The organism is Leclercia sp. Colony189, from assembly GCF_009740165.1.
Classification (GTDB): domain Bacteria; phylum Pseudomonadota; class Gammaproteobacteria; order Enterobacterales; family Enterobacteriaceae; genus Enterobacter.
Genome location: NZ_CP046557.1, coordinates 2124261 through 2147139 on the forward strand (window position 1 = coordinate 2124261; position 22879 = coordinate 2147139).

Annotated in this window: 20 protein-coding genes; 5 read left to right on the top strand and 15 right to left on the bottom strand. The window is 57.7% G+C overall.

The genetic code is table 11. The features are described from left to right. Positions 1 to 54 precede the first annotated feature (54 nt). Entirely contained in the window at positions 55 to 1449 is a 1395-nt protein-coding gene (gene fumC, locus GNG29_RS10125; protein WP_156654401.1) for a class II fumarate hydratase, read from the top strand. Here fumC and tus read toward each other — a convergent pair whose 3' ends face one another. The 6 genes from tus to rstA all read right to left on the bottom strand — a co-directional run bounded on the left by tus (position 1450) and on the right by rstA (position 7482). Beyond that, positions 1450 to 2379, bottom strand: a complete 930-nt coding sequence (tus, locus tag GNG29_RS10130; RefSeq protein WP_156654402.1) for a DNA replication terminus site-binding protein — start codon at positions 2377 to 2379, stop codon at positions 1450 to 1452. Positions 2380 to 2452: 73 nt separating this feature from the next. After that, positions 2453 to 3751, bottom strand: a complete 1299-nt coding sequence (gene rstB / locus GNG29_RS10135) for a two-component system sensor histidine kinase RstB (protein ID WP_156654403.1) — start codon at positions 3749 to 3751, stop codon at positions 2453 to 2455. A 79-nt stretch (positions 3752 to 3830) separates the two neighbouring features. Next, positions 3831 to 4601, bottom strand: a complete 771-nt coding sequence (locus tag GNG29_RS10140; RefSeq protein WP_156654404.1) for an ABC transporter ATP-binding protein — start codon at positions 4599 to 4601, stop codon at positions 3831 to 3833. Continuing rightward, entirely contained in the window at positions 4598 to 5641 is a 1044-nt protein-coding gene (locus tag GNG29_RS10145; protein WP_231736651.1) for an iron ABC transporter permease, read from the bottom strand. The genes GNG29_RS10140 and GNG29_RS10145 overlap by 4 nt, the downstream gene beginning before the upstream one ends. Before the next feature lie 5 nt (positions 5642 to 5646). Then, positions 5647 to 6663: an ABC transporter substrate-binding protein gene (locus GNG29_RS10150; protein ID WP_156654405.1), complete on the bottom strand. Its 1017-nt coding sequence runs from the start codon at positions 6661 to 6663 to the stop codon at positions 5647 to 5649. Positions 6664 to 6765: 102 nt separating this feature from the next. Beyond that, positions 6766 to 7482, bottom strand: coding sequence for a two-component system response regulator RstA (rstA, locus tag GNG29_RS10155; protein WP_103179407.1), 717 nt, complete (start codon positions 7480 to 7482; stop codon positions 6766 to 6768). A gap of 128 nt (positions 7483 to 7610) precedes the next feature. On the opposite strand from rstA, the gene GNG29_RS10160 reads away from it, so the two are divergent. Further along, positions 7611 to 7946: a GlpM family protein gene (locus GNG29_RS10160; RefSeq protein ID WP_103179408.1), complete on the top strand. Its 336-nt coding sequence runs from the start codon at positions 7611 to 7613 to the stop codon at positions 7944 to 7946. On the opposite strand, the gene folM is transcribed toward GNG29_RS10160, so the two are convergent. The 3 genes from folM to ydgH form a co-directional block, all read right to left on the bottom strand. Beyond that, complete coding sequence (folM, locus tag GNG29_RS10165) at positions 7943 to 8665, bottom strand: dihydromonapterin reductase (RefSeq protein ID WP_103179409.1); 723 nt, start codon at positions 8663 to 8665, stop codon at positions 7943 to 7945. The two genes, GNG29_RS10160 and folM, sit on opposite strands and share 4 nt — an antisense overlap. Positions 8666 to 8704: 39 nt before the next feature. Beyond that, a complete protein-coding gene (locus GNG29_RS10170) occupies positions 8705 to 10087 on the bottom strand; it encodes an amino acid permease (RefSeq protein WP_156654406.1) in 1383 nt (460 codons plus the stop codon). A 188-nt stretch (positions 10088 to 10275) separates the two neighbouring features. Further along, complete coding sequence (gene ydgH / locus GNG29_RS10175; protein ID WP_156654407.1) at positions 10276 to 11229, bottom strand: DUF1471 family protein YdgH; 954 nt, start codon at positions 11227 to 11229, stop codon at positions 10276 to 10278. 536 nt (positions 11230 to 11765) lie between these two features. Here ydgH and pntA point away from each other — a divergent pair. From pntA to GNG29_RS10190, 3 genes are all read left to right on the top strand, one after another. Beyond that, positions 11766 to 13295, top strand: a complete 1530-nt coding sequence (gene pntA, locus GNG29_RS10180) for a Re/Si-specific NAD(P)(+) transhydrogenase subunit alpha (protein WP_103179413.1) — start codon at positions 11766 to 11768, stop codon at positions 13293 to 13295. A gap of 10 nt (positions 13296 to 13305) precedes the next feature. Next, positions 13306 to 14694 (top strand): Re/Si-specific NAD(P)(+) transhydrogenase subunit beta, encoded by a 1389-nt coding sequence (gene pntB, locus GNG29_RS10185; protein WP_103179414.1) that lies wholly within the window; start codon positions 13306 to 13308, stop codon positions 14692 to 14694. A 112-nt stretch (positions 14695 to 14806) separates the two neighbouring features. Further along, positions 14807 to 15922, top strand: coding sequence for a mechanosensitive ion channel family protein (locus tag GNG29_RS10190; protein WP_103179415.1), 1116 nt, complete (start codon positions 14807 to 14809; stop codon positions 15920 to 15922). Positions 15923 to 15957: 35 nt separating this feature from the next. Here the strand turns inward: GNG29_RS10190 and uspE are convergent, their stop codons facing one another. The 6 genes from uspE to GNG29_RS10220 all read right to left on the bottom strand — a co-directional run bounded on the left by uspE (position 15958) and on the right by GNG29_RS10220 (position 22827). Then, positions 15958 to 16908 carry a universal stress protein UspE gene (gene uspE / locus GNG29_RS10195; protein ID WP_103179416.1) on the bottom strand — a complete coding sequence of 317 codons (951 nt, stop codon included), beginning with the start codon at positions 16906 to 16908 and terminating at the stop codon, positions 15958 to 15960. Between the two features lie 137 nt (positions 16909 to 17045). Then, entirely contained in the window at positions 17046 to 17798 is a 753-nt protein-coding gene (gene fnr / locus GNG29_RS10200; protein WP_032617879.1) for a fumarate/nitrate reduction transcriptional regulator Fnr, read from the bottom strand. A 182-nt stretch (positions 17799 to 17980) separates the two neighbouring features. Then, positions 17981 to 18496: a methylated-DNA--[protein]-cysteine S-methyltransferase gene (ogt, locus tag GNG29_RS10205; RefSeq protein WP_156654408.1), complete on the bottom strand. Its 516-nt coding sequence runs from the start codon at positions 18494 to 18496 to the stop codon at positions 17981 to 17983. Between the two features lie 12 nt (positions 18497 to 18508). Then, entirely contained in the window at positions 18509 to 20035 is a 1527-nt protein-coding gene (gene abgT / locus GNG29_RS10210; protein WP_103179418.1) for a p-aminobenzoyl-glutamate transporter, read from the bottom strand. A 36-nt stretch (positions 20036 to 20071) separates the two neighbouring features. Continuing rightward, positions 20072 to 21517, bottom strand: a complete 1446-nt coding sequence (locus GNG29_RS10215) for a M20 family metallopeptidase (RefSeq protein WP_156654409.1) — start codon at positions 21515 to 21517, stop codon at positions 20072 to 20074. Further along, a complete protein-coding gene (locus GNG29_RS10220) occupies positions 21517 to 22827 on the bottom strand; it encodes a M20 family metallo-hydrolase (RefSeq protein ID WP_103179420.1) in 1311 nt (436 codons plus the stop codon). The genes GNG29_RS10215 and GNG29_RS10220 overlap by 1 nt, the downstream gene beginning before the upstream one ends. Positions 22828 to 22879: the final 52 nt, after the last annotated feature.

The window sequence follows — 22879 nt, forward strand, 5'->3', positions numbered from 1 at the left end:
TACTTGTTTCTTTGAGCTGTGAGCAATCCACTTCAGTGTTATCAAGGAGAAAGTATGACCACCTCACGCAGTGAGAAAGATTCGATGGGTGCCATCGACGTTCCTGAGGACAAACTCTGGGGCGCACAAACCCAGCGTTCACTGGAACATTTCCGTATCTCCACTGAAAAGATGCCGGTCTCGTTGATCCAGGCCCTGGCGCTGACCAAACGCGCCGCGGCGAAGGTCAACCAGGATTTAGGCCTGCTCTCCGGGGAGAAAGCTAACGCCATTATCGCCGCCGCCGATGAAGTGCTGGCGGGGAAACATCCCGATGAATTCCCGCTCGCCATCTGGCAGACCGGCTCCGGTACCCAGAGCAACATGAACATGAACGAGGTACTGGCGAACCGCGGCAGCGAACTGCTCGGCGGGGTGCGCGGCATGGAGCGCAAGATCCATCCCAACGACGACGTCAACAAAAGCCAGAGCTCCAACGATGTCTTCCCGACGGCGATGCATGTGGCGGCGCTCATCGCCCTGCGCGAACAGCTCATCCCGCAGCTGAACGTGCTGAAGCAGACCCTCAATGACAAAGCCCTGGCCTTTGCCGATATCGTCAAAATTGGTCGTACCCATCTGCAGGACGCCACGCCCCTGACCCTGGGCCAGGAGATCTCCGGCTGGGTGGCGATGCTTGACCACAACCTGCGCCATATCGAACACAGCCTGCCGCACCTGGCGGAGCTGGCGCTGGGTGGCACCGCAGTGGGTACCGGCCTCAATACCCATCCGGAATATGCGGTGCGGGTGGCGGAAGAGCTGGCAAACATCACCGGACAGCCGTTTGTCACCGCGCCGAACAAGTTCGAGGCGCTGGCGACCTGTGATGCGCTGGTGCATGCCCACGGGGCGCTGAAAGGGCTGGCGGCCTCGCTGATGAAAATCGCCAACGACGTGCGCTGGCTGGCTTCCGGGCCGCGCTGCGGCATCGGCGAAATCAGCATCCCGGAGAACGAGCCGGGCAGCTCCATCATGCCGGGTAAAGTCAACCCGACCCAGTGCGAAGCCATGACCATGCTCTGCTGTCAGGTGATGGGCAATGACGTGGCGGTGAACATGGGCGGGGCCTCGGGCAACTTTGAGCTGAACGTCTACCGTCCGATGGTGATCCATAACTTCCTCCAGTCGGTGCGTCTGCTGGCGGACGGGATGGAGAGCTTTAACGAGCACTGCGCGGTAGGCATTGAGCCGAATCGCGAGCGCATCAGCCAGCTGCTCAACGAGTCGTTAATGCTGGTGACGGCGCTCAATACCCATATCGGCTATGACAAGGCGGCGGAAATCGCCAAAAAAGCGCACAAGGAGGGGCTGACCCTGAAAGCCTCCGCCCTGGCGCTGGGGTATCTCACCGAGGCCGAGTTCGACAGCTGGGTCCGCCCGGAAGAGATGGTCGGCAGCCTGAAATAGTTACTCCGCCACGTAGAGGTGCAGCCGCGGGATAATCAAGCGCAGCGGCTGTGCCTGCGGCTTATAACGGTGCTGAACGTTATCCGCATCGTAATTGAGCAGCTCACCAATATCGGGTATCACCGCCCCCTGATCGGCATCGTAAAGGGCGATCAGCGGCGTCGGGCAGGCGTATTGCACCTGCTTTTGCTGCCCGGCATACCAGACGCGGGCGATTGGCTGCACTTTTACCGGCCGCTTGATCTTCAGCCGCGCCTCTGCAGGCAGAGAGTGAATGGCCGTATATTCTGCCTCCAGCCGCTCCACCCACTGATCCCGTGACCAGGGCGCTACGGCGCGCGGCGACTTGAGGCTTTTCTCCAGCATCGCCAGCACCTCATCCCGGGTGAAATTTTTGATGATGTGCTTATTGGCCCAGCCGAAGCGCAGGGTGGCGGGATGGTTAATCACCGTTAACGTGCGATAGGCGTTGAGGGTGATCAAACCCGGCAGTTGGTGATGCACCCACTCAAAACGGGCGGCGGGGGCCAGACCTGACTCCTCGGTGACGATTTTTTCAAATTCCGCCTTTAAGGCATTAATAGTCGCAATGCGGGCGGTGATTTGTTCCCGGTGCGCGGCGTCGCTCTGCAGGCAGATCACCCCCGGCAGGCGCACGGCGGCCTTGCTGCTGCGATTCTCGGATTGCTGCTGGATAAAGAGGTGACGATAGTGTTGCAGCGCCATCGTCAGCGCCTCCTGGCCGAGGTGCTGCTTCACCGTAATGGCGTTGAGCGGATCGTGTTCGGCGCCTTTGGCGACGTCCGGCAGGGAGAAGACGCGCCCGGCCAGCAGGCGACAGGCCTGGAGTTCGGGGGTTAACTGCGCCAGCTCGTGCTCCATCTGGCGAAAGGTTGAGTTTAAGCGTTCGATAAGATCGTAAGTTGCCATAGCACACCACATTAGTTACAACATACTATATGTATAGCACAGCACGCCGGGTCAGGCCAGCGTGCGGTTTAGGTCAGTCAGGGATGGGCAGGGCGATATGATGCCAGACGGGCCAGTTGAAGCATAAACGGGCGCCGCCGAGGTCGCTGGCTTCGCAGCTGACGTCCCCCCCCAGCGCCTGGGCGATAGAGTGGACGATCGCCAGCCCCAGGCCGCAGCCGCCGGTGGCGCGGTCCCGGCTCCGGTCGAGTCGGACAAAAGGCTCAAACACTCGCTGGCGGGCCTCTGGCGCAATGCCCGGGCCATCATCTTCCACCGACAAACTGGCGCGGCTGCCGTTTAGGGTCAATGCGATCCGCAGCTGGTTATCGCTGTAGCGCAGGGCGTTGTTGACCAGGTTATCCAGCACCCGCTCCATCAAACGCATATCCAGCGCGCCGTAATCGCCGTCCACGCTGCTGATCAGCAACGTGCGCTGCGGGTTGACGCTCTGCACATCCTCCACGTAGCTGCGCAGCCATGCAGGCAGATCCGGGGTGGTGAGCTTAAGTTCGTTCTGCGGTCGGTCGAGGCGGGCATAGGTCAGCAGCTCCTCAATCAGCGCCTCGAGCTGGCTGATATCGCGATTCAGCGCCTGTGACTCCGACGCAGTCAGGTTTTCACTCATCTCCAGCCGGTAGCGCAACCGTACCAGGGGGGTGCGTAGCTCGTGGGCGATACCGTCGATCAGCTGTTTTTTGCTGGCGATGAGGGCGTTGATATTGTCAGCCATCTGGTTAAAGGCCACCCCCAGCCGCTCAAAGCTGGAGCCGCTGTCGAAGTGGATCCGCTCGGTCAGATGCCCGTCGCCGAAACGCTGGGCGGCGGCCTCGAGGCGCAGCATGTCCTGCCAGTGGGGGCGCATCCAGATAAACACCGGGAAGGCGAGCGAAATGGCGATAAAGGCCAGCAGGGCGATATCCAGCAGGCGCATCTGATGCAGGAAGTAGAGATACGGCACCGGGCCGACCGCCAGGACGTAATGGCTGCGCGGAATACGCTGAATAAAGGTGTACTGATCGTCCAGCGCCACGATATCGCCTTCGCGAAGCCGCTGCATGGTCGGGGCATCCAGGGTGTATTTCTTCAGTGGCTCGATGCGCAGTTTGAATGACAGGTTCAGATCCAGCTCTTTAATGGTGCGCGCCCAGTCGTGAGGGGGGATCTCACGCAGTTCACTGCGCATCAGATAGAGCGAGCTTTTCATCAAATCATCCAGCGACTGTCTGCCTGCCCGCTCGGCGGTGAACTTATAGACCAGCCCAACCAGCATGGTCATCACCAGGAAGCAGACGAACAACAGAAGGTAAAACTGCACGAACAGTTTTTTCATGAAATATCACCCAGCTACAACGCGTTAAAGAGGCTGCCCGAACGTAAGATTGACTCGCTAAGAGCGGGCATCGCCTACTTTACGCAATGGGCTCCCGCATGGCATAGCGAATGTTGAAGGTTTTGCCTTGTTTCATGACGTCCGCTTGCACATGCCAGGCGTCTTCTATCAGAGCAGGGGTCAGCACCGCATCAGGCGGACCGCTGGCTATCACGCTGCCGGATTTCAGCAGTACCAGCCGGTGGCAGTAGTTGGCGGCGAGATTCAAATCGTGCAGGGCCACCACCACCGTAATAGGCAGCTGCGTAATCAGTGTCATCAGCTCCAGCTGATACTCAATATCCAGATGGTTGGTCGGCTCATCGAGGATCAGCAGCCGTGGCTGCTGGGCCAGGGCGCGGGCGATCTGGCAGCGCTGTCTCTCTCCGCCGGAAAGCTGCCGCCACAGCCGGTGACGCAGCCCGGCAAGTTTCATCAGGCGGATAGCGTGCTCAACCGCCTGGTCGTCCTTTTCACTCCAGCCAAAAAGCCCCCTGCGGTGCGGCGTGCGCCCCAGCCGGACAATCTGCTCCACGCAGAGATCGCCATCCACTCCGGCATGCTGGGGAACAAAGGCCAGCTGTTTGGCCCGATCTCTCACGGAGATTTTATTGAGCGGGGTGCCGTTCAGCTGAATATGGTGCGCATGACGGGGGAGTAACCCGGCCAGACAGCGCAGCAGCGTCGATTTTCCCGAGCCGTTCGGGCCTAACAGACCGACAATTTCACCCGCCTCCAGGTGCAGATTGATGTTGTTCAGCACCTGGCGGGACTGGAAGGTGACCTGCAATCCGCTTAATGAAAGGGTCATACGTTTTTCTCCCGGCTGCGATAGAGCAGAACCACAAAGGCAGGCGCGCCGACTAACGCGGTGACCACGCCAATGGGCAGGACCTGATGGGTGATAAGCGTGCGGGAAACCACATCGGCGAGGATCATGAAATGACTCCCGATCAGGAAGGTCAGGGGAATTGAGCGGCGATGCCCGGGGCCGCACAGCATCCGGGTAACGTGCGGGATCACCAGCCCGACAAATCCCACCGCGCCAATGATACTGACCATTACCGCCGTCACCAGCGCGCAGGTGAGCAGCAGGATAATGCGCACCAGGGTGACCGGCACGCCGAGGGTAGTGGAGACTTCATCGCCAAAGGTGAAGGTATCCAGCGCTCGTGAAAAGGCGAAGATCACCATAAATCCGGCCAGCACGACCACCAGAGCCAGGATAGCATCCGGCCAGCGAACCCCGCTCAGGCTGCCCAGCAGCCAGAACATCACGCTGCGCGACTGCTCGGCATTGGCGGAGGTGCTGACAATGTAGGCGGTCAGGGCGTTAAAGAGCTGCGTCCCGGCGATGCCCGCCAGCAATATCCGTGGCGGGCTGTCGGTCATGCCGTGGGTGATGAGCATGATAAGCCCGAACGCGCAGCAGGCGCCGATAAAGGCGCCGCCGCTGATGCCCAGCGAGCTGCCGCCAATACCCAGCAACATCACACAGACGGCCCCCAGCGACGCACCGGAGGAGATCCCCAGCAGATAGGGCTCCGCCAGCGGGTTTCGCAGGATGGCCTGCATTACCAGGCCGCAAAGCGCCAGACCCCCTCCGCTGCAGGCGGCCATCAGGGCCCGGCTCATGCGGTACTGCCAGACAATGCCCTCCTCAACCTGGGGCAGCAGATAGCTACCAAGCCCCAGACCGTTGAGAATGGCTTTACCTGCGTTCGCATACGACACAGGCATATCTCCGACGGTGGCAGCGAAAACCAGCATCAACGGCAGCGTCACTATCCCGACGGCCATCAGGCTATGCTGCCGCCAGCGCGGCAGGCTAAAGGGGGCGCGGAGAATCATGATACTCATTGTTCAGCCTGGAACGTTGCCAGTTTTTCGCCGATCGCCTCAACGGCATCGACATTACGCAGGGAGGGGTTAAGTGACATTGCGGGCACCACCACGATCTGCCCCTTTTTCACGGCGGGGATGTTTCGGGTCACCGGATCGTCGTTTAAAAAGCCCTTTTTAACCGCCACATCATCCGCAGGGTAGAGACGGCGGGACATCTCAGCGATGACGATCACGTCAGGCTGCGCCTGGGCGATATGCTCCCAGGTCACGGCAGGCCATTCGTCATGGGAATCAATGATGTTTTTCAGCCCAAGCGTGTGGCTTATCCACCCCGGCGCGCCGTAATCGCCAGCCACCCAGGGATCGCCTTTCAGACGGCTGCTGGAGAACCAGAACACCACTTTCAGGGGACAAGTCTGTTTCGCGGCAGCACGGGCCTGCGCCTGCTGAATACGCTGTTTCAGCGCCTCGTTAAGCGCATTACCCTGCGGCTGGACGTCGAAAATGGTCGCCAGTTCATCGATTTCGCGTTCGATTTCGGCGATGGAAAACGGTGTGCTCCGCGCCCCGTCGCCGTTCGAGCTGTCGGTGACGCTTTTGCCGATGCAGTCGGCAGGGGAGATCCAGGTCGGGATGCCCAGTGTGGCGAACTGTTCCCGGGTGCCCGTTTCCCCCTGCGGCCCGATATGCCAGTGATACTGGGCCAGCACCAGATCAGGACGCTCCGCGGTGACCGCTTCAAAGGAGGGGGCGTTATCCGCCAGCTTTTTCAGCCCGTTACCCTGTTTTGCCAGCGCATCGGGCAGAGGGCCAAACCAGACCGAGGTCGCGCCGATCTTCTTTTCGAGCCCCAGCGCCAGGAGCAATTCCGTCTCGTGTTGCCCCACCGTCACTACCCGCTGCGGGGCCTGAGTAAAGGTCTCCTTAATGCCGCAGTTCTCTACCGTCAGCGGATAAACCGTGGCGGCGACTACTGGCTGCACGAATAAAGTTAGGACAAAAGCCAGCGCCCTGTTTTGATTAAACACGTTCTCACCCTCATAAATGTTATGTTATAACATAATACATATTATGCAGGCGGGCGCAAAAGGTTAATCATCAGGGGTAAAAATGGGCGGCTGTCGCCCCTGTTATACGTCCCAGGCGTGGGGCGCGAAAAGGTAGCCTTTGTTACGCACGGTTTTAATGCGGAACGGCTCGGTAGCGTTATCCAGCAGCTTCTTGCGCAGGCGGGAGATGGCCACGTCCACGCTGCGGTCCAGGCCATCGTAGCTGACGCCGCGCAGGTTTTTCAGCAGCGCGTCCCGATCCATAATCTGTCCGGCATGGGTTGCCAGCTCCCACAGCAGGTCGAAATCGGCCGTCGACAGCGCCACCTGCTCGCCGGAAAGCAACACCTGGCGATTGACCGGATCGATGGAGAGTGTGCCAAAACGCAGCGCCTTGTGCGGGGTGAGCTGCGGGGCCGGGGTGTCGCTGGAGGCGGCAACGTGCTGGCGCAGATGCAGACGCACGCGCGCCAGGAGTACAGCCGGTGGGGTGGTTTTGAGGATGTAGTCGTTTGCCCCCATCTCCAGGGACAATATGTGGTTCATGTCGCTGTCGAGGGAAGTAAGCAGCACAATCGGCCCGTTCCAGCGGGCGCGCAGATCCCGGCACAGGGTCATGCCATCTTTACCCGGTAGCATAATATCCAGCAGCACCAGATCGGGTTTTTCCCGCGCCACCACCTCTTCTGCGCGGTCGCCGCGCGGTTCGACGATGACCTCAATATCATGTTTACCCAGATAAGCGGCGATCAACTGACCGACTTCAGGTTCATCCTCAACGTATACGATCTTGTTCATAGCAAGGCTGTGTCTGCGGAAAACGCCAACATACACCGCGCAACCTTAACCTTCCATTAATCATTCGCAAAATGTTGCCGTTCCGTTATGCTGCCCGACATTGTTATTGTCTTGTTAAGGGGGAATGGATGGGGCTGGTAATAAAAGCGGCGTTAGGTGCGCTGGTGGTGTTACTGATTGGGGTACTGGCGAAAAGCAAAAATTATTACATTGCCGGGTTGATTCCGCTGTTTCCCACCTTTGCCCTCATTGCCCACTATATCGTCGCCTCGGAGCGGGGTATTGAGGCGCTGCGGGCGACCATCGTGTTTGGCATGTGGTCGATTATTCCCTATTTTCTCTATCTGCTTTCGCTCTGGTACTTCACCGGCATGATGCGTTTGCCGCTGGCGCTGGGCGGGGCGGTACTCTGCTGGAGCCTCAGCGCCTGGGTGTTAATTTTCTGCTGGAGCCGCTTTCACTAACGTAAAGGACGCCCGCCATCCACGCCAAAGGATCGGCCCGTGACGTAGCAGCTGGTCAGAATATAGTCGATTAAATCAATCACCTCTTTTTCTCCCGGGGCGATTTTCATCAGGGACTTATTCAGCGCCTTCTGACGATAGTCGGCATCGTCATGTTCATTAAACATAATCAGCGACGGGGCGATGGCGTTGACTTTCACCTCCGGGGCCAGCTTGCGGGCAAACGAGCGGGTCATGTTATCCAGCGCGGCTTTGCTGGCGGCGTAAGCAATGTGTTTATCGCTGCCGCGCTCAACCACGTAGTCGGTAAAGTGGATGATGTCGCTGGCGGCATGGCCGTGGCCGCGCAACAGCCCTTGTAGAGCGTGGTTGAGCAGGTAAGGGGCATGGACGTGGATCTGCAACATGCAGGAGAGCGTGTCGCTGAGCGAGTGCTCCGGGGATTCCGCCATCCATGCGCTGGCATTATGGATAATGGCGCGTAACCCGGTGGTTTCCGCTTTTACCTGGTCGGCAAAGGCCAGAATGCCCTCGTCAGAGGAAAAATCCGCCTGAATACAGGTTGCACCCGCCTCGCACAGGGTCTCGATCGCCGGGTATTTTGTGCGATAGCTGACAATGACAGGCTGGTGAAGATTCAAGAAATGGTGGGCAAGCGCGAGGCCGATACGACGACCTCCGCCAGTAATCAGGATCGGGAGCGGTTTTGCCTGTCCCATCGTGTTCTCCTTATCCGTTCGACGATGGGACGCGGTTGCTTATCCCATCAACATCCACGTTGCCGGTAATGCGGCAACCAGTAATAAGCCAATCAGCACGATTTCACGGCGCTTCAGCGCGTGCTGGAGCTGGTGCGTGCGACGGGCATAAATAAACACCAGCAGTCCCGGCGCATAGAGCACGACGGAGAGCAGCAGATGCATCGGTCCGGAGGCATACAGCAGCCATAAGCCGTAAATACAGGCGCCCATCCCCACGACGGTATGCATCGGTCGGGTAGCTATTTTTAACAAATATGCGCCCACCAGGAAATAGGGTACCAGAATCATCTCGGAGGCGATGGTTAACAACGTGTTATAGTCTGAACCTGTGAGCCAGATCAGCACCAGACAGATCTGCACGCTGATGTTGGTCAACCATAGCGACGCGGACGGCGCATTGTTTTTGTTCTGCTGCGCAAACAGACGCGGGAAGGCTTTATGGGTTGCGGCCAGGAACGGCACTTCTGCCGCCATAATGGTCCAGCTCAGATAGGCGCCGCATACGGAGACGATCAGACCGGCGGCAATCACTACCTCGCCCCAGGAACCCATCATTTTCACCATCAGGCCCGCCATCGAGGGGTTACGCATCTCCGCCAGCTCCGGACGCGCCACCACGCCCAGCGAGAGCAGGGTGACCAGCAGATAGACCCCTAATGCGGCCAGTACGGCCAGCAGCGTGGCGCGGCCAACATCGTGCTTATTGCGCGCCCTGGCCGAGACAACCACCGCGCCTTCCACCCCGATAAAGACCCACAGGGTGATCAGCATGGTGTTTTTCACCTGCTCCCAGACCGGGACACCCAGCGCCACGCCGGAAAAGTCCATGCTGAAGAGATCGAGACGAAACGCAATAAACGCCAGCACGATAAAGAGCCCCAGCGGTACCAGCTTCGCAAGCGTTGCGACCAGGTTGATACTGGCCGCGGTCTGGACGCCGCGCAGTACCAGGAAATGCACGAGCCACAGCAGCACCGAGGAGCCGACAATGGATTGCCAGGTATTGCCATCGCCAAAGAGCCGAAGTTCAGGGGAGTCGGTAAAGAAACTCAGCGCAGAGAAGACGATCACCAGATAAGAGACGTTGGCGATCACCGCGCACAGCCAGTAGCCCCAGGCGGAACAGAAACCCACCAGCTCACCAAAGCCTTCACGGGCGTAGGTAAAAATACCGCCGTCGAGGTCGGGACGAATGCGGGTCAGCAGCAGCATGGCGAAGGCCAGCAGCAGGATCCCGATGCCGGTGATCCCCCAGCCGATAAGCAGCGCAGACGGGCTGGCGACGGCCGCCATATTCTGCGGCAGACTGAATACACCCGCACCGAGCATGGAGCTTAAAACAAGCGCAGTCAAAGCGCTCAGGCCAAGTTTCTTTTCCATTGGCATCCTGTTTAAAAAGGGGGTCGGTTCCAGAATAATTATTTCGTCGAAGCGCATAAAAATGGTGAATAACGCTAAGGCGCGGGATTTTACGGAGTGTTACGAACGCATGCAATGAGGAAGAGCCGAATTGTGGCGGTAAAGCGAAAAAAAAGGCGGCATAACGCCGCCTGAGTGAAACAGGTTACTTATTTGTACAGGTCAGCGCTGATGGTCATGTTATTACCGCGCTCCTGCCACTGGCGGGTGATGTGGTAATACTTGGCCCCTTTCTTCGCCGCACGCTTCGCCACCTGGTAAGAAATTTCGGTCATGTTGCCGTAGTTACCGGTGAATTTGATGCTGTCGAACGGAATCATCTGCGCGGCAGTGGCGTTGTTCAGCTCTTCAATTTTGGTGCCGTCGTTGAGCGTAACGCTGTAACGACCGCCTTTGGTGGTTTGGGTTTCAAAGAAACGACCCACACCAGCAACGCTGGCGCCTGGTGCAGCGCTGGTTGCCACGCCCGGGATTTCCACTTTCTTCGCTTCTTCGCCGCCTTTGGCAATGGCTGCGCGACCGGCATCAGAGTCAGCCGGGATAGCATCCGGACTCTGCAGGACACGTTTTTTCGCGTCTTTTTTATAGATGTAAGCAGTGATGCGCTGGTTACCGCCCTGGTTAGCATCGATCTGGCGAACGATGTAGTAGGCGTCAGCCCCTTTCGCTTTAGCGGCTTTGGTGATGGCGTCGTTCACTTCCGGCTGGCTGCGGTAGAAGCCCTGAATGGTGACGGTATCATACGGCTCAAGCAGAACGGCCTGATCTTTAGGCAGTTCCATCACACCGTTAATGACACGGTTTTTCACCTCTTCCGCTTTCGGGGCATCGGCTTTATAGAGCGCAACGGTGACGCGCTGGTTGCCGCTGCTGCCGTATTCGGAGTTATCCACGACGTAGAATGCGGCGGCGCCCTCTTTATCGGCACGTTTGGAGGCGGCATTAACTGCATCGCCAATTGCGTTAAAACGACCTACGATCGTAACGTGATCGTAAGGTTTCGTTGCAGCCGCTTGCTCCGGCGTTAACTCTGTCGCGGCATTGGCAGACAGAGCGCTCGCAGCAAGGAGTGCGGACGCCAGGAGAGTGTTCTTAAGCTTCATAAAAATAATCCTTCGCCTTACGCAAACCAGGTACTGGTGTAGTTGTTAATTTGAAAACGTTGACGATTATTGCATTTAACACCCTCTGCTGTCTGCGCCATTTTTTGCGGTACCCGGCAAGGTGACGATCAATTTCCATAACCTTTAGAGATATGTTGAAAAAATACCCGTTTGACCACTAAAACTAATAAAGCATATAACTTTCACAAGTTGATTTAATGTTAATAAGTTGTTTCTGGCTGGCGCTATATCGTGTTTTTACCGCTTCGACTGAGCTAAACATCGGCCCTGACGAAGAAATAAAGGCAGATATGCCTGTCAGAGATGCAGATCACTTATTTTTGACAGTTAAAGACATAAAAAGTGTTTTCTTGCTGTGGATCACAGGCGGTATTTTCAGTAGGTTATAGAAAGTTTGTTACTGTTTTATTTTCTGCGGATATGCGTGAGTAGCAGGTTAACGCCTGTTACCGTCGTTATATATCCGTGATGAATATTCGACAAACCATCATCAAAAACCGATGGAAGGGATTACTATGCGTATTGGGGTACCAAGAGAACGGTTTGCCAATGAAACCCGTGTAGCAGCGACACCAAAAACGGTGGAACAGCTGCTGAAACTGGGTTTTACCGTCGCGGTTGAAAGCGGCGCAGGCAAGCTGGCAAGTTTCGATGACGAGGCGTTTGTTCAGGCGGGCGCAGAGATTGTAGACGGCGCAAACGTCTGGCATTCGGACGTCATTCTGAAGGTCAATGCACCAGAAGAGGATGAAATTGCGCTGCTCAATCCGGGCACCACGCTGGTGAGCTTCGTCTGGCCAGCCCAGAATCCGGAGCTGATGGAGAAGCTGGCGGCGCGCGGCGTCACCGTCATGGCGATGGACTCTGTGCCGCGTATCTCGCGTGCGCAGTCGCTGGATGCCCTGAGCTCAATGGCGAACATCGCCGGCTACCGCGCCATCGTCGAGGCGGCGCATGAGTTTGGTCGCTTCTTTACCGGCCAGATCACCGCTGCGGGTAAAGTCCCACCCGCGAAAGTTATGGTGATTGGCGCAGGCGTTGCCGGTCTGGCCGCCATTGGTGCGGCGAACAGCCTCGGCGCAATCGTTCGTGCTTTTGATACCCGTCCGGAAGTAAAAGAACAGGTGCAGAGTATGGGCGCCGAGTTCCTGGAACTGGACTTCAAAGAAGAGGCGGGCAGCGGCGACGGCTACGCCAAAGTGATGTCCGAAGCCTTTATTAAAGCCGAGATGGCGCTGTTCGCTGCCCAGGCGAAAGAGGTGGACATCATTGTCACCACTGCGCTCATTCCGGGCAAACCGGCACCGAAACTGATCACCCGCGAAATGGTCGACTCCATGAAGGCCGGTAGCGTGATCGTCGATCTGGCCGCGCAAAACGGCGGCAACTGCGAATACACCGTTCCGGGTGTGGTCACCACCACCGCTAACGGCGTGAAGGTGATCGGCTATACCGATCTGCCGGGCCGTCTGCCAACCCAGTCCTCCCAGCTCTACGGCACCAACCTGGTGAACCTGCTGAAGCTGCTCTGCAAAGAGAAAGACGGCACGATCACCGTTGATTTCGAGGACGTCGTCGTGCGTGGCGTCACCGTGGTCCGCGAGGGTGAGATCACCTGGCCGGCACCGCCGATTCAGGTTTCCGCGCAGCCGCAGGCCGCCGCCAAGGCTGCTCCAGCCCCGAAAGAGCCTGAAAAACCTGCTTCGCCGTGGCGTAAGTACGCCTTGATGGCGCTGGCCATTATCCTCTTTGGCTGGCTGGCAGACGTTGCGCCGAAAGAGTTCCTCGGCCATTTCACCGTCTTTGCGCTCTCCTGCGTGGTAGGTTACTACGTGGTGTGGAACGTTTCCCATGCGCTGCATACGCCGCTGATGTCGGTTACCAACGCCATCTCCGGGATCATCGTGGTCGGAGCATTATTGCAGATTGGTCACGGCGGCTGGGTCAGTTTCCTGAGCTTTATCGCGGTACTGATCGCCAGTATCAATATTTTCGGTGGTTTCACCGTGACTCAGCGCATGCTGAAAATGTTTCGTAAGGGATAAGGGGTAACCTATGTCTGGAGGATTAGTTACCGCTGCATACATTGTTGCCGCGGTCCTGTTTATTTTCAGCCTCGCGGGGCTTTCAAAACATGAAACGTCGCAGCAGGGCAACAACTTTGGTATCGCCGGGATGGCGATTGCGCTGATTGCCACGATTTTCGGACCGGACACCGGCAACGTCGCGTGGATCCTGGTGGCGATGATCATCGGTGGTGCGATTGGTATTCGTCTTGCCAAACGCGTTGAAATGACCGAGATGCCGGAACTGGTGGCGATCCTGCACAGTTTCGTCGGTCTGGCCGCGGTGCTGGTTGGCTTTAACAGCTACCTCTATCACGAACCGGGTATGGAGCCGATTCTGGTTAATATCCACCTGACCGAAGTGTTCCTTGGCATCTTCATCGGGGCGGTGACCTTTACCGGTTCTATCGTGGCGTTCGGTAAGCTGCGCGGCAAGATCTCCTCTAAACCGCTGATGCTGCCAAACCGTCATAAGCTGAACCTCGCCGCGCTGGTGGTGTCGTTTCTGCTGATGGTGGTCTTCGTGCGCACCGACAGCGTGGGCTTGCAGGTACTGGCGCTGCTGGTGATGACCATCATCGCGCTGGCATTTGGCTGGCACCTGGTGGCCTCTATCGGGGGGGCCGATATGCCGGTGGTGGTTTCCATGCTGAACTCCTACTCCGGTTGGGCGGCGGCGGCGGCGGGCTTTATGCTGAGCAACGACCTGCTGATCGTCACCGGCGCGTTGGTGGGTTCAAGCGGTGCGATCCTCTCCTACATCATGTGTAAGGCGATGAACCGCTCGTTCATCAGCGTGATCGCCGGGGGCTTTGGTACCGACGGACAGACCTCCGGCGGTGACGAAGAGGTGGGTGAGCATCGTGAAATCAGCGCCGAAGAGACTGCCGACATGCTGAAAAACTCGCATACGGTCATCATCACCCCAGGCTACGGCATGGCGGTGGCGCAGGCGCAGTATCCGGTTGCGGAAATCACCGAACGTCTGCGTGCTCGCGGCATTAAGGTGCGCTTCGGTATTCACCCGGTTGCCGGGCGTCTGCCGGGCCACATGAACGTGCTGCTGGCAGAGGCGAAAGTGCCTTACGATATCGTGCTGGAGATGGATGAGATCAACGACGACTTCTCCGACACCGATACCGTGTTGGTTATCGGCGCCAACGATACCGTCAATCCGGCGGCACAGGACGATCCGAAGAGCCCGATCGCCGGTATGCCGGTTCTGGAAGTGTGGAAGGCGCAGAATGTTATCGTCTTCAAGCGCTCCATGAACACCGGTTACGCTGGTGTACAGAACCCGCTGTTCTTTAAAGAGAACACCCACATGCTGTTTGGCGATGCCAAAGCCAGCGTGGATGCGATCTTAAAAGCGCTCTAAGCCTCTCTTATCCACAGTGAATAAACCGCCCAACAGGGCGGTTTTCTTATTTCTGCCGCCAACGTATTCCATCTGTCTATACTTTTAACTTTGTGTAAAGGGAGGAGAGATAATGCGGTTTTTGTCCCACTTCGATTTTCTGGCGCTCATGATGACCCCCACGTTCTGGATTGGCTTCGGTACCGTGGTGGTGGTGACGCTTCTGGTTTACTGGCTGTTAAAGCGCATCATCACCTTTGTACACAAGGGGATCACCAACTGGGGCGATAAACATCCCACCACACGCCGGATGCAGCTGATCCTCACCGAGATGCTGAACAGAACCAGCCGGGTCATGCTCTTTGTGGTCGCTTTTCTTATCAGCCTGCGCTTCGTGGAACTTCCTGACCGCCTCTCCGGCACCCTTAGCCACGCCTGGTTCCTGGTGCTGGCGATTCAGGTGGCGCTGTGGATGGATCAGGGGGTGGTCTCCTGGCTGCGGCACGTCATGCTGGCACCGGGAAACCATAAAAACCCGGTGACTCTGGTGATCACCGGCCTGATCCTGCGGGCGATTGTCTGGTCAGTGATGCTGCTCTCTATTCTTGCCAACGCCGGCGTCAACATCACGGCGCTGGTTGCCAGCCTGGGGGTCGGGGGTATCGCCATTGCCCTGGCGGTGCAAACCATCCTGAGCGACGTCTTCGCTTCGCTCTCAATTGGGTTCGATAAACCCTTCGAAATTGGCGATTTCGTGGTGTTTAACGACGTGGCCGGGACGGTGGAGCATATCGGTCTTAAAACGACGCGTATTCGCAGCCTGAGCGGGGAGCAGATTGTCTGCGGTAATGCGATCCTGCTTCAGCAAACGCTGCACAACTATAAGCGTATGCAGACGCGCCGAATCGTCTTTACCTTCGGCGTTGCCAGCGACACGCCGCCTGAGAAGCTGCGCATCATTGGCGATAACGTGAAAAAAATCATCACCGATATCGGCGAAACGCGTTTTGACCGTGCCCATCTGCTCGGTTTTGACAAAGACCGTCTCACCTTTGAGGTGGTGCATATCGTCAACACCGCGGATTACAACAAATACATGGATATCCAGCAGGAGATCAATATCCGTATCCTGGAGAGCCTGAATGATGAAGGGGTAAAACTGGCTCTGCCAAGCATGGTGCTGCATGCACCGTGGATGAAAGAGGGCGAGAGGGCACAGCCTTCGACACAGCCTGTCACCGAGAGCTAGAAAAAAAGCCCGCCAATTGGCGGGCTTTTTTATGTTTAGTCGTCTTCGTCGTCGTCGAGCTCAACCGGGGTTTGATACTGATCGGGCTTGATGACCAGCAGATCACAGCGCAGATGGTCGATCACCTGTTCGGCGGTGTTGCCGAGGAAGGCGGCTGAAATACCGGTGCGGCCAATAGTGCCTAACACCACGATACCGGCCTGCAGATGCTCGGACAGATCGGGGATCACCTCTTCTGGCAGCCCTTTTTCGACATGGGTCAGTTTTTCATCGATACCAAATTTTTGCCGCAGGGATTTCATCGCCAGCAGATGCTGGCCGCGGATGGCGTCGTTATAAACGGTCGGGTCAAATTCCGGGAGTTCAATGGCTATGTTGATGGGCGTAACCGGATAGGCACCCACAAGGTGGACTTCGGTATGGTTGACCTTCTCGGCGAGATAGAGCGTCTCTTTGATCAGCTTCTCGTTGAGGGCGTTGTGGTAGTTCTCTTCGCTGGCGAGATTGACCGCCACCACCGCTTTACCGCCTTCCGGCCACGGCTGGTCTTTAACCATCCACACCGGGCACGGGCATTTGCGCAGCAGGTGCCAGTCGGTCGGCGTGAAAATCACCGCCTCGAGCTTGTCGTGCTGATGGGCCATTTTCAGGAGCAGATCGTGTTCGCCGCTCACCACTTCCTGGATGATGGCTTCAAACGGACGGTTATGCCACACCACCTTAATCTCAATGGGTACACCGGCATCAAGATAGAATTTTGCCTGTTCGCGGATCCAGGCCGTACGCTGGCTGATCACGCCCTGACGCATGGCGGTGCGTTCGTCAGGCGACAGAAGGGTGGTCATTTCGTAAGAAAAGTCATATATCGGCAGAAACGCTTTGATTCTGCCACCAATCCGTTGATGTAAATAGACAGCTCGTCGTAACGCCGGTTGATCGTCCTGATTAGGATCGATGGCCACCAGCATGTTTTGATACTTTGCCATACAGGTCTCCTTACTACTGTCACCACAGTCTATAAGTAAAAGAGTAACCTATATATCTGAAATGAAACAGAGGGGAAGTTTTGCCAGATCAATAAATCAGTAAAATTACCGATCTGGCAAACAGAAGTCAGATGAATTTATGCGACGTTACGCGAGTGGCCCGCCAGCACTGCCAGCGCTTCACCATTCTCAATGGTGATGTATTTCCCTTTTACCGCCAGCATACCGCTTTTCTGGAAACGCCCCAGCAGACGGCTGATGGTCTCAACGGTCAGGCCCAGGTAGTTACCGATATCGCCACGGGTCATGGTCAGACGGAACTCACGAGGAGAGAAGCCGCGCTCGGCGAAACGACGGGAGAGGTTGTAGATAAACGCGGCCAGGCGTTCTTCTGCATTCTTTTTGGAAAGCAGCAGAATCATATCCTGATCGCCTTTGATCTCACCGCTCATCAGACGCATCATCTGCTGGCGCAGGTTAGGCATTTTGCCTGACAGATCGTCCAGTGTTTCAAACGGGATTTCGCAAACCATTGAGGTTTCCAGCGCCTGGGCGAAGCTCGGGTGGTTACCGGTGCCGATGGCGTCAAAGCCGACCAGGTCGCCCGCCAGGTGGAAGCCGGTGATTTGCTCGTCGCCCTGTTCGGTGATGGTATAGCTTTTAATAGTGCCAGAGCGGATAGCGTACAGCGACTTCAGTTCGTCTCCCGCTTTAAACAGCGTCTGCCCTTTCTGAATCGGCTTTTTACGCTCGATAATATTATCAAGCTGATCAAGCTCGTGCTCATTCAGGGTAAACGGGATACAGAGCTGGCTGATGCTGCAGTCCTGACAATGGATAGCACAACCGCCAGACTGAATGCGTCGAATAATTCGCTTTTCCGGGATCATAGGTATGCTCAAGCCTTAATTGATATTTGTCAATTTTAACATCTTTTTTGACCCTGCGTAAGCCTGCTAAACCATCAATAAGGTCAAGAAGCGTGAATGTGTCAGCATCTTCTTGAAATTCCACAACTTGGTTGCGGATATTTCAATTAACTTAAGGAATATTAAGCACTAAAAGCCTGGAACTACAGGAGTAAATAGCCTTCATGACGCAGTAACCACTCTTTGCGCTGCACCCCGCCAGCATACCCGGTGAGGGTGCCGTTACGTCCGATAACGCGATGGCAGGGCACCACAATACTGACCGGATTGGAGCCGTTAGCTGCCCCGACGGCACGCGCCGCACCCGGGCGGCCAAGCTGTGCTGCCAGCTGCCCGTAGTGCATCACCTGGCCGCAGGGAATGGAACGCAACGCCTGCCACACCTCACGCTGAAAAGGGGTACCCGCGGTGGCGGTTGGCAGGGTATCGATAATGCTGAGATCGCCCTCGAACCAGGCGGTGAGCTTTTCGCTCAGCCCGCCCGGATTGCTGGCGCTGATGCGCTCGTAGCCCTGCGCCCGGTAGTGGATATTCAGCAGCTCCACCATCCGGTTGCTGTGCTCCTCCCACTCAACGGCGCGCAGGTTGAATTGCTCATCGGCAATGGCCCACAGCGGCCCAAGGGGCGTAGCAATTTTGTCTTCGAGTAATCTCAGCATCTGGCACATTCCTTAGTTCAGTCGCGGGTAGACCCCTGGCCCGATAGGCAGGCCGACAAGATACCACGCCACCAGCATCAGCAACCATACCCCTAAAAAGATAAGCGGATACGGCAGCACCAGCGAATAGTAGGTACCCAGTTTCGCCTCGGGCTTGTAGCGCTGCAGGAAGCCTAAAAACAGCGGCACAAAGGGGGAGACCGGCGCCAGCGGGATGACCGATGAATCCGCCACGCGAAAGAGGATCTGCGCAAACGCCGGATGGAAACCCAGCAGCATGAACATCGGCACGAAAATAGGGGCCAGGATCGACCAGATGGCCGAGCCGCTGGCGATAAACATGCAGAGCAGGGACGACAGCAGCGCCAGGCCCACAAACGCCGGCACGCCGCTCAGCCCGGCACTCTCCAGAATATCGGTCAGCCCCACCGCCATAAATTTGCCCATGTTGCTCCAGTTAAACATGGCGACAAACTGCGCCAGCGGGAACACCATCACGATAAACCCGGCCATCTCCTTCATCGGCTCGATCATCAGCTGCGGCAGATCGCCCTGACGACGCACCTTGCCCGTGGCGATGCCGTATGCCAGTGAGACGACAAAGAAGAAGAGGATGATCAGCGGCACGATGCCTTTGATAAACGGCGAAGGCAGAACGGTATGTTTCACCGGATCGCGCAGGATACCGCTCTCCGGCACCACCATCAGCGCAATGGCGGCGATAAAGAGCAGCGACACCACCCCAGCCACCCGCAGCCCCCGGCGCTGCTCTGGCGTTAATGCATCCAGCTTTTCATCGCTGTTGCCTTGCCACTTGCCCAGACGCGGCTCAACGATCTTATCGGTGATCAGCCCCCCGACAAGGGTCAGCACAATCACCGAGCTGGCCATAAAGTACCAGTTGTCGATCACGCTGACGTGCATCGCAGCATCGATGGATTTTGCCGCTTCGGTGCTGATACCGGAAAGCAACACGTCGGTGGTGACGATCAGCAGATTGGCGGTAAAGCCACAGCCGACCCCGGCGATGGCCGCCAGCAGACCCGCCACCGGATGCCTTCCCACCGCAAGGAAGATCAGCGCTCCCATCGGGGGCATAATCACCAGCGCGGCATCCGATGAGATATGGCTGAAGAAAGCAATAAACAGCACCATATAGCTGGCGTAACGCGCGCTGACGTGGGAGGCCATCTTGACCATCAGCGCAGGCAGCAGGCCGGAACGTTCAGCCAGACCCGCCCCCAGCACTAGCGCCAGGATGGCCCCCAACGGCGCGAAGCCGCTGAAGTTTTTAACCACGTTCGGTAAAAACCAGTGCAGACCTTCAACGCTGAGCAGGTTCTTTACCGCCACCATGCTGCCGTCAGCCGGATTACGGGCGCTGACGTCAAAGGCCGATAATATCGCGGTAGCGACCATCAGAATCACAATCAAATAGATAAAAAGCAGGAAAGGATGGGGCACTTTATTACCGATCCTTTCAACCCAACCATAGAGCTTGCCGGATGGGGAATGCGAAGGTATGGATGACATACTCATGGGCGTTCCTCGGGAGTGTTGTGTTGTTGTGTTTTATTATTTTAAAGGTGACGGTGTCACGTTTTCTGGAATCGGGCAAACGTACGGTTTTTCAGTGATTTGTTGAGTAAACTCCTCGCGGCAGGCGGCGAGCAGCGCCGGATCCTGAAGAAGCGCCAGGGCTGTTGCGCCCATCACTTTGCCCGCCTGGAGCATGCCTTTATGGGCGATGGAGGTGCGGCCCTGGGCAACCAGCTGCCAGGTATGGAGCGGCGTGCCCACGGTAAAGCAGGGGCTGAAGCACTGGGCAACCGGCATTTTCCAGCTCACATCACCCACATCGGTGGAGCCCGCAAGCACATTATCGGTGATGGCATAAGGGGCCACCTCGTCAATCAGCAGGGTCTGCTGATGGCGGCGGGCAAACTGCTTACCCTCTTCACCCCCGGTGGCAGCGATATTTTTCAGGCTGTTCTGCCGATCGTTGTCGCTCAGCGTGGCGCTGATCTCCGCCGCGAAGCCGCGCTCCTCGTCGCTCCACTCTGGCGTACCGTAATGCTGAACGGCGCGGTACATGGCGGCCTCCAGGGTGCGGTTAGGCAGGTAGCTGGAGCAGGCCTTTTCAAAGCGTCGCTCCACGGTGGTTTCGGTCATCAGCGCCGCACCCTGGGCAATCTTTTCGATACGCTCATAGATCTGCTGCGCGTCAGCCATCTCCGGGGCGCGGATCAGATAGAGGACTTCCGCCTGGGCCTGCACCACGTTCGGGGAGATGCCGCCGGTATCGGTGATGGCGTAATGGACCCGGGCTTTTTCAATAATATGTTCATTGAGAAAATTGGTGCCGGTGGTCATCAGGGTGACGGCATCCAGCGCGCTACGGCCAAGATGCGGGGAGTTCGCCGCATGGGCCGCGGTGCCGTGAAAACGCCATGCCACCTGGATGTTGGCCAGGGTGCTGACGTTAAACATCCCGGCGAACGCTTCGGGGTGCCAGGTAACGGCGGCATCCACATCGTCGAACAGCCCCTCGCGCACCATAAAGGTCTTTCCCGATCCGCCTTCTTCGCCGGGGCAGCCGTAAAAGCGCACGCTACCGCTGCCGCCATGCTGCTCCAGCCAGCTTTTTACCGCCACCGCGGCTGCCAGCCCGGCGGTGCCCAGCAGGTTATGCCCGCAGCCGTGGCCGTTGGCTCCCGGGGTATCGCTTTGCGGGGTGGCGCAGTGCGCCTGCTGGCTTAATCCTGCCAGGGCGTCATACTCACCGAGAATGGCAATAACCGGTTTCCCCTCGCCGTAGCTGGCAATAAAGGCGTTCGGTATGCCACCTGCCTCGCGGGACAGGGTAAAGCCCGTCTCTTCCAGGGCGCTGGCCAGCCGTTCGGCAGACCAGAACTCTTCGAAGCGGGTCTCCGGGTGATCCCAGATCGCATCGGCAATGGCGGTAAACTGCTGCGCGCGGGTGTCGATGGCATCCTCAACAAAACGGTAGATTGACGACATTACACACCTCGCGTCCACGGGAAATTAAGCGCGGTACGCGCCAGGGTTTCGATGGCAATCAACATCACCGTCTCATCGAAATCGAATTTTTCGTTGTGATGTCCGGCGCTGAGGGTGGTGCCAAATACCATATAGGAGGCAAGCCCGCCGTTTTGCTGGACCCGCGCCATCATCAGGGTGGCATCTTCCGAGCCGGCAGGGGCTTTCACCTTATCGATGGCCTGCTCAACGCCTGCCACCTGTTGCGCCTGTTCGCGTAAGTAGTTGACCCACGCCGGGGACGGCGTGCTGGAGGTGGCTGCACCCATCAGCCGCAACTCGCTGCTGACGCCATGCATCGCCGCCGCACCGTCAATCACCGCTTTGGCGCGCGCAAAGACGTAGTTGTTAATCGCTTCGCTCTCGCCGCGGGTCTCCACTTTCAGCAGGGCGCTGGCGGGCACGACGTTACGGCCGCTGCCCGCCTGCATCACGCCGACGTTAACCCGCGACGCACCTTCGCTGTGCGGGGCGATGCTGTGCAGGCCGATCGCCGCCTGGGCAGCGGCCAGCAGGGCGTTGCGTCCCTCTTCAGGCTTGCCGCCCGCATGCGCCGCCACGCCGGTAAAGCGCACGTCGAATTTGGTGGTGGCCATAAAATTATCGCTGCCGCAGATGACGGTGCCCGCAGGCACGCCGGTGCCAATGTGGATGGCGGTGAAATAGTCCACGCCGTCGAGCGCGCCTGCCGCCACCATCGCCCGTGCGCCGCGGGTACCCTCTTCGGCAGGCTGGAAGATCAGTTTGATGGTGCCGTTGAGCTGCTCGCGGTACTGCATCAGCAGATGCGCCAGTCCAAGACCAATGGTGGTATGCCCATCGTGGGCGCAGGCGTGCATCATGCCGCCGTTACAGGAGGCAAAACCTTCCCGGAAGGGAAGATGGTCGTTGTCGCGGGCTTCATCAAGATCCAGCGCGTCCATGTCCACGCGAAACGCCAGCGTCGGCCCGGGGCGGCCCGTTTGCAGCGTGGCGACAATACCGGTAAAACCGCCTTCAAAGGCGCTAAGCCATTTTTCAGGCGCGCCTTGCTGACGCGCGCGGGCAAAGGCCTCTGCCAGGGTGGCGTCGTCTGGCAGGCCCATCCGGGTGTCGGCATCGACCACATCCCGGCCCATCGCCAGGTCATAGCCTAGCTGATCCAGTATCTCTGCGACCTTTGCCGCGGTGCGGAACTCGACCCATCCGGATTCAGCAAAATGGTGAAAATCGCGTCGCCACGCGGTGAGTTGGGGGAAGAGGGCCTTCAGGTCCTGCGCCAGTCTCTGCATTTCGTTTCCTCTATCATAAGAATGTGTGAACTGCTTCACACTGTGATAGTTT

Coding starts and splice junctions, on each gene's coding strand:
- fumC (WP_156654401.1), top strand. CDS start 55: ATGACCACCTCACGCAGTGAGAAAGATTCGATGGGTGCCATCGACGTT.
- tus (WP_156654402.1), bottom strand. CDS start 2,379: ATGGCAACTTACGATCTTATCGAACGCTTAAACTCAACCTTTCGCCAG.
- rstB (WP_156654403.1), bottom strand. CDS start 3,751: ATGAAAAAACTGTTCGTGCAGTTTTACCTTCTGTTGTTCGTCTGCTTC.
- GNG29_RS10140 (WP_156654404.1), bottom strand. CDS start 4,601: ATGACCCTTTCATTAAGCGGATTGCAGGTCACCTTCCAGTCCCGCCAG.
- GNG29_RS10145 (WP_231736651.1), bottom strand. CDS start 5,641: ATGATTCTCCGCGCCCCCTTTAGCCTGCCGCGCTGGCGGCAGCATAGC.
- rstA (WP_103179407.1), bottom strand. CDS start 7,482: ATGAACAAGATCGTATACGTTGAGGATGAACCTGAAGTCGGTCAGTTG.
- GNG29_RS10160 (WP_103179408.1), top strand. CDS start 7,611: ATGGGGCTGGTAATAAAAGCGGCGTTAGGTGCGCTGGTGGTGTTACTG.
- folM (WP_103179409.1), bottom strand. CDS start 8,665: ATGGGACAGGCAAAACCGCTCCCGATCCTGATTACTGGCGGAGGTCGT.
- GNG29_RS10170 (WP_156654406.1), bottom strand. CDS start 10,087: ATGGAAAAGAAACTTGGCCTGAGCGCTTTGACTGCGCTTGTTTTAAGC.
- ydgH (WP_156654407.1), bottom strand. CDS start 11,229: ATGAAGCTTAAGAACACTCTCCTGGCGTCCGCACTCCTTGCTGCGAGC.
- pntA (WP_103179413.1), top strand. CDS start 11,766: ATGCGTATTGGGGTACCAAGAGAACGGTTTGCCAATGAAACCCGTGTA.
- pntB (WP_103179414.1), top strand. CDS start 13,306: ATGTCTGGAGGATTAGTTACCGCTGCATACATTGTTGCCGCGGTCCTG.
- GNG29_RS10190 (WP_103179415.1), top strand. CDS start 14,807: ATGCGGTTTTTGTCCCACTTCGATTTTCTGGCGCTCATGATGACCCCC.
- uspE (WP_103179416.1), bottom strand. CDS start 16,908: ATGGCAAAGTATCAAAACATGCTGGTGGCCATCGATCCTAATCAGGAC.
- fnr (WP_032617879.1), bottom strand. CDS start 17,798: ATGATCCCGGAAAAGCGAATTATTCGACGCATTCAGTCTGGCGGTTGT.
- ogt (WP_156654408.1), bottom strand. CDS start 18,496: ATGCTGAGATTACTCGAAGACAAAATTGCTACGCCCCTTGGGCCGCTG.
- abgT (WP_103179418.1), bottom strand. CDS start 20,035: ATGAGTATGTCATCCATACCTTCGCATTCCCCATCCGGCAAGCTCTAT.
- GNG29_RS10215 (WP_156654409.1), bottom strand. CDS start 21,517: ATGTCGTCAATCTACCGTTTTGTTGAGGATGCCATCGACACCCGCGCG.
- GNG29_RS10220 (WP_103179420.1), bottom strand. CDS start 22,827: ATGCAGAGACTGGCGCAGGACCTGAAGGCCCTCTTCCCCCAACTCACC.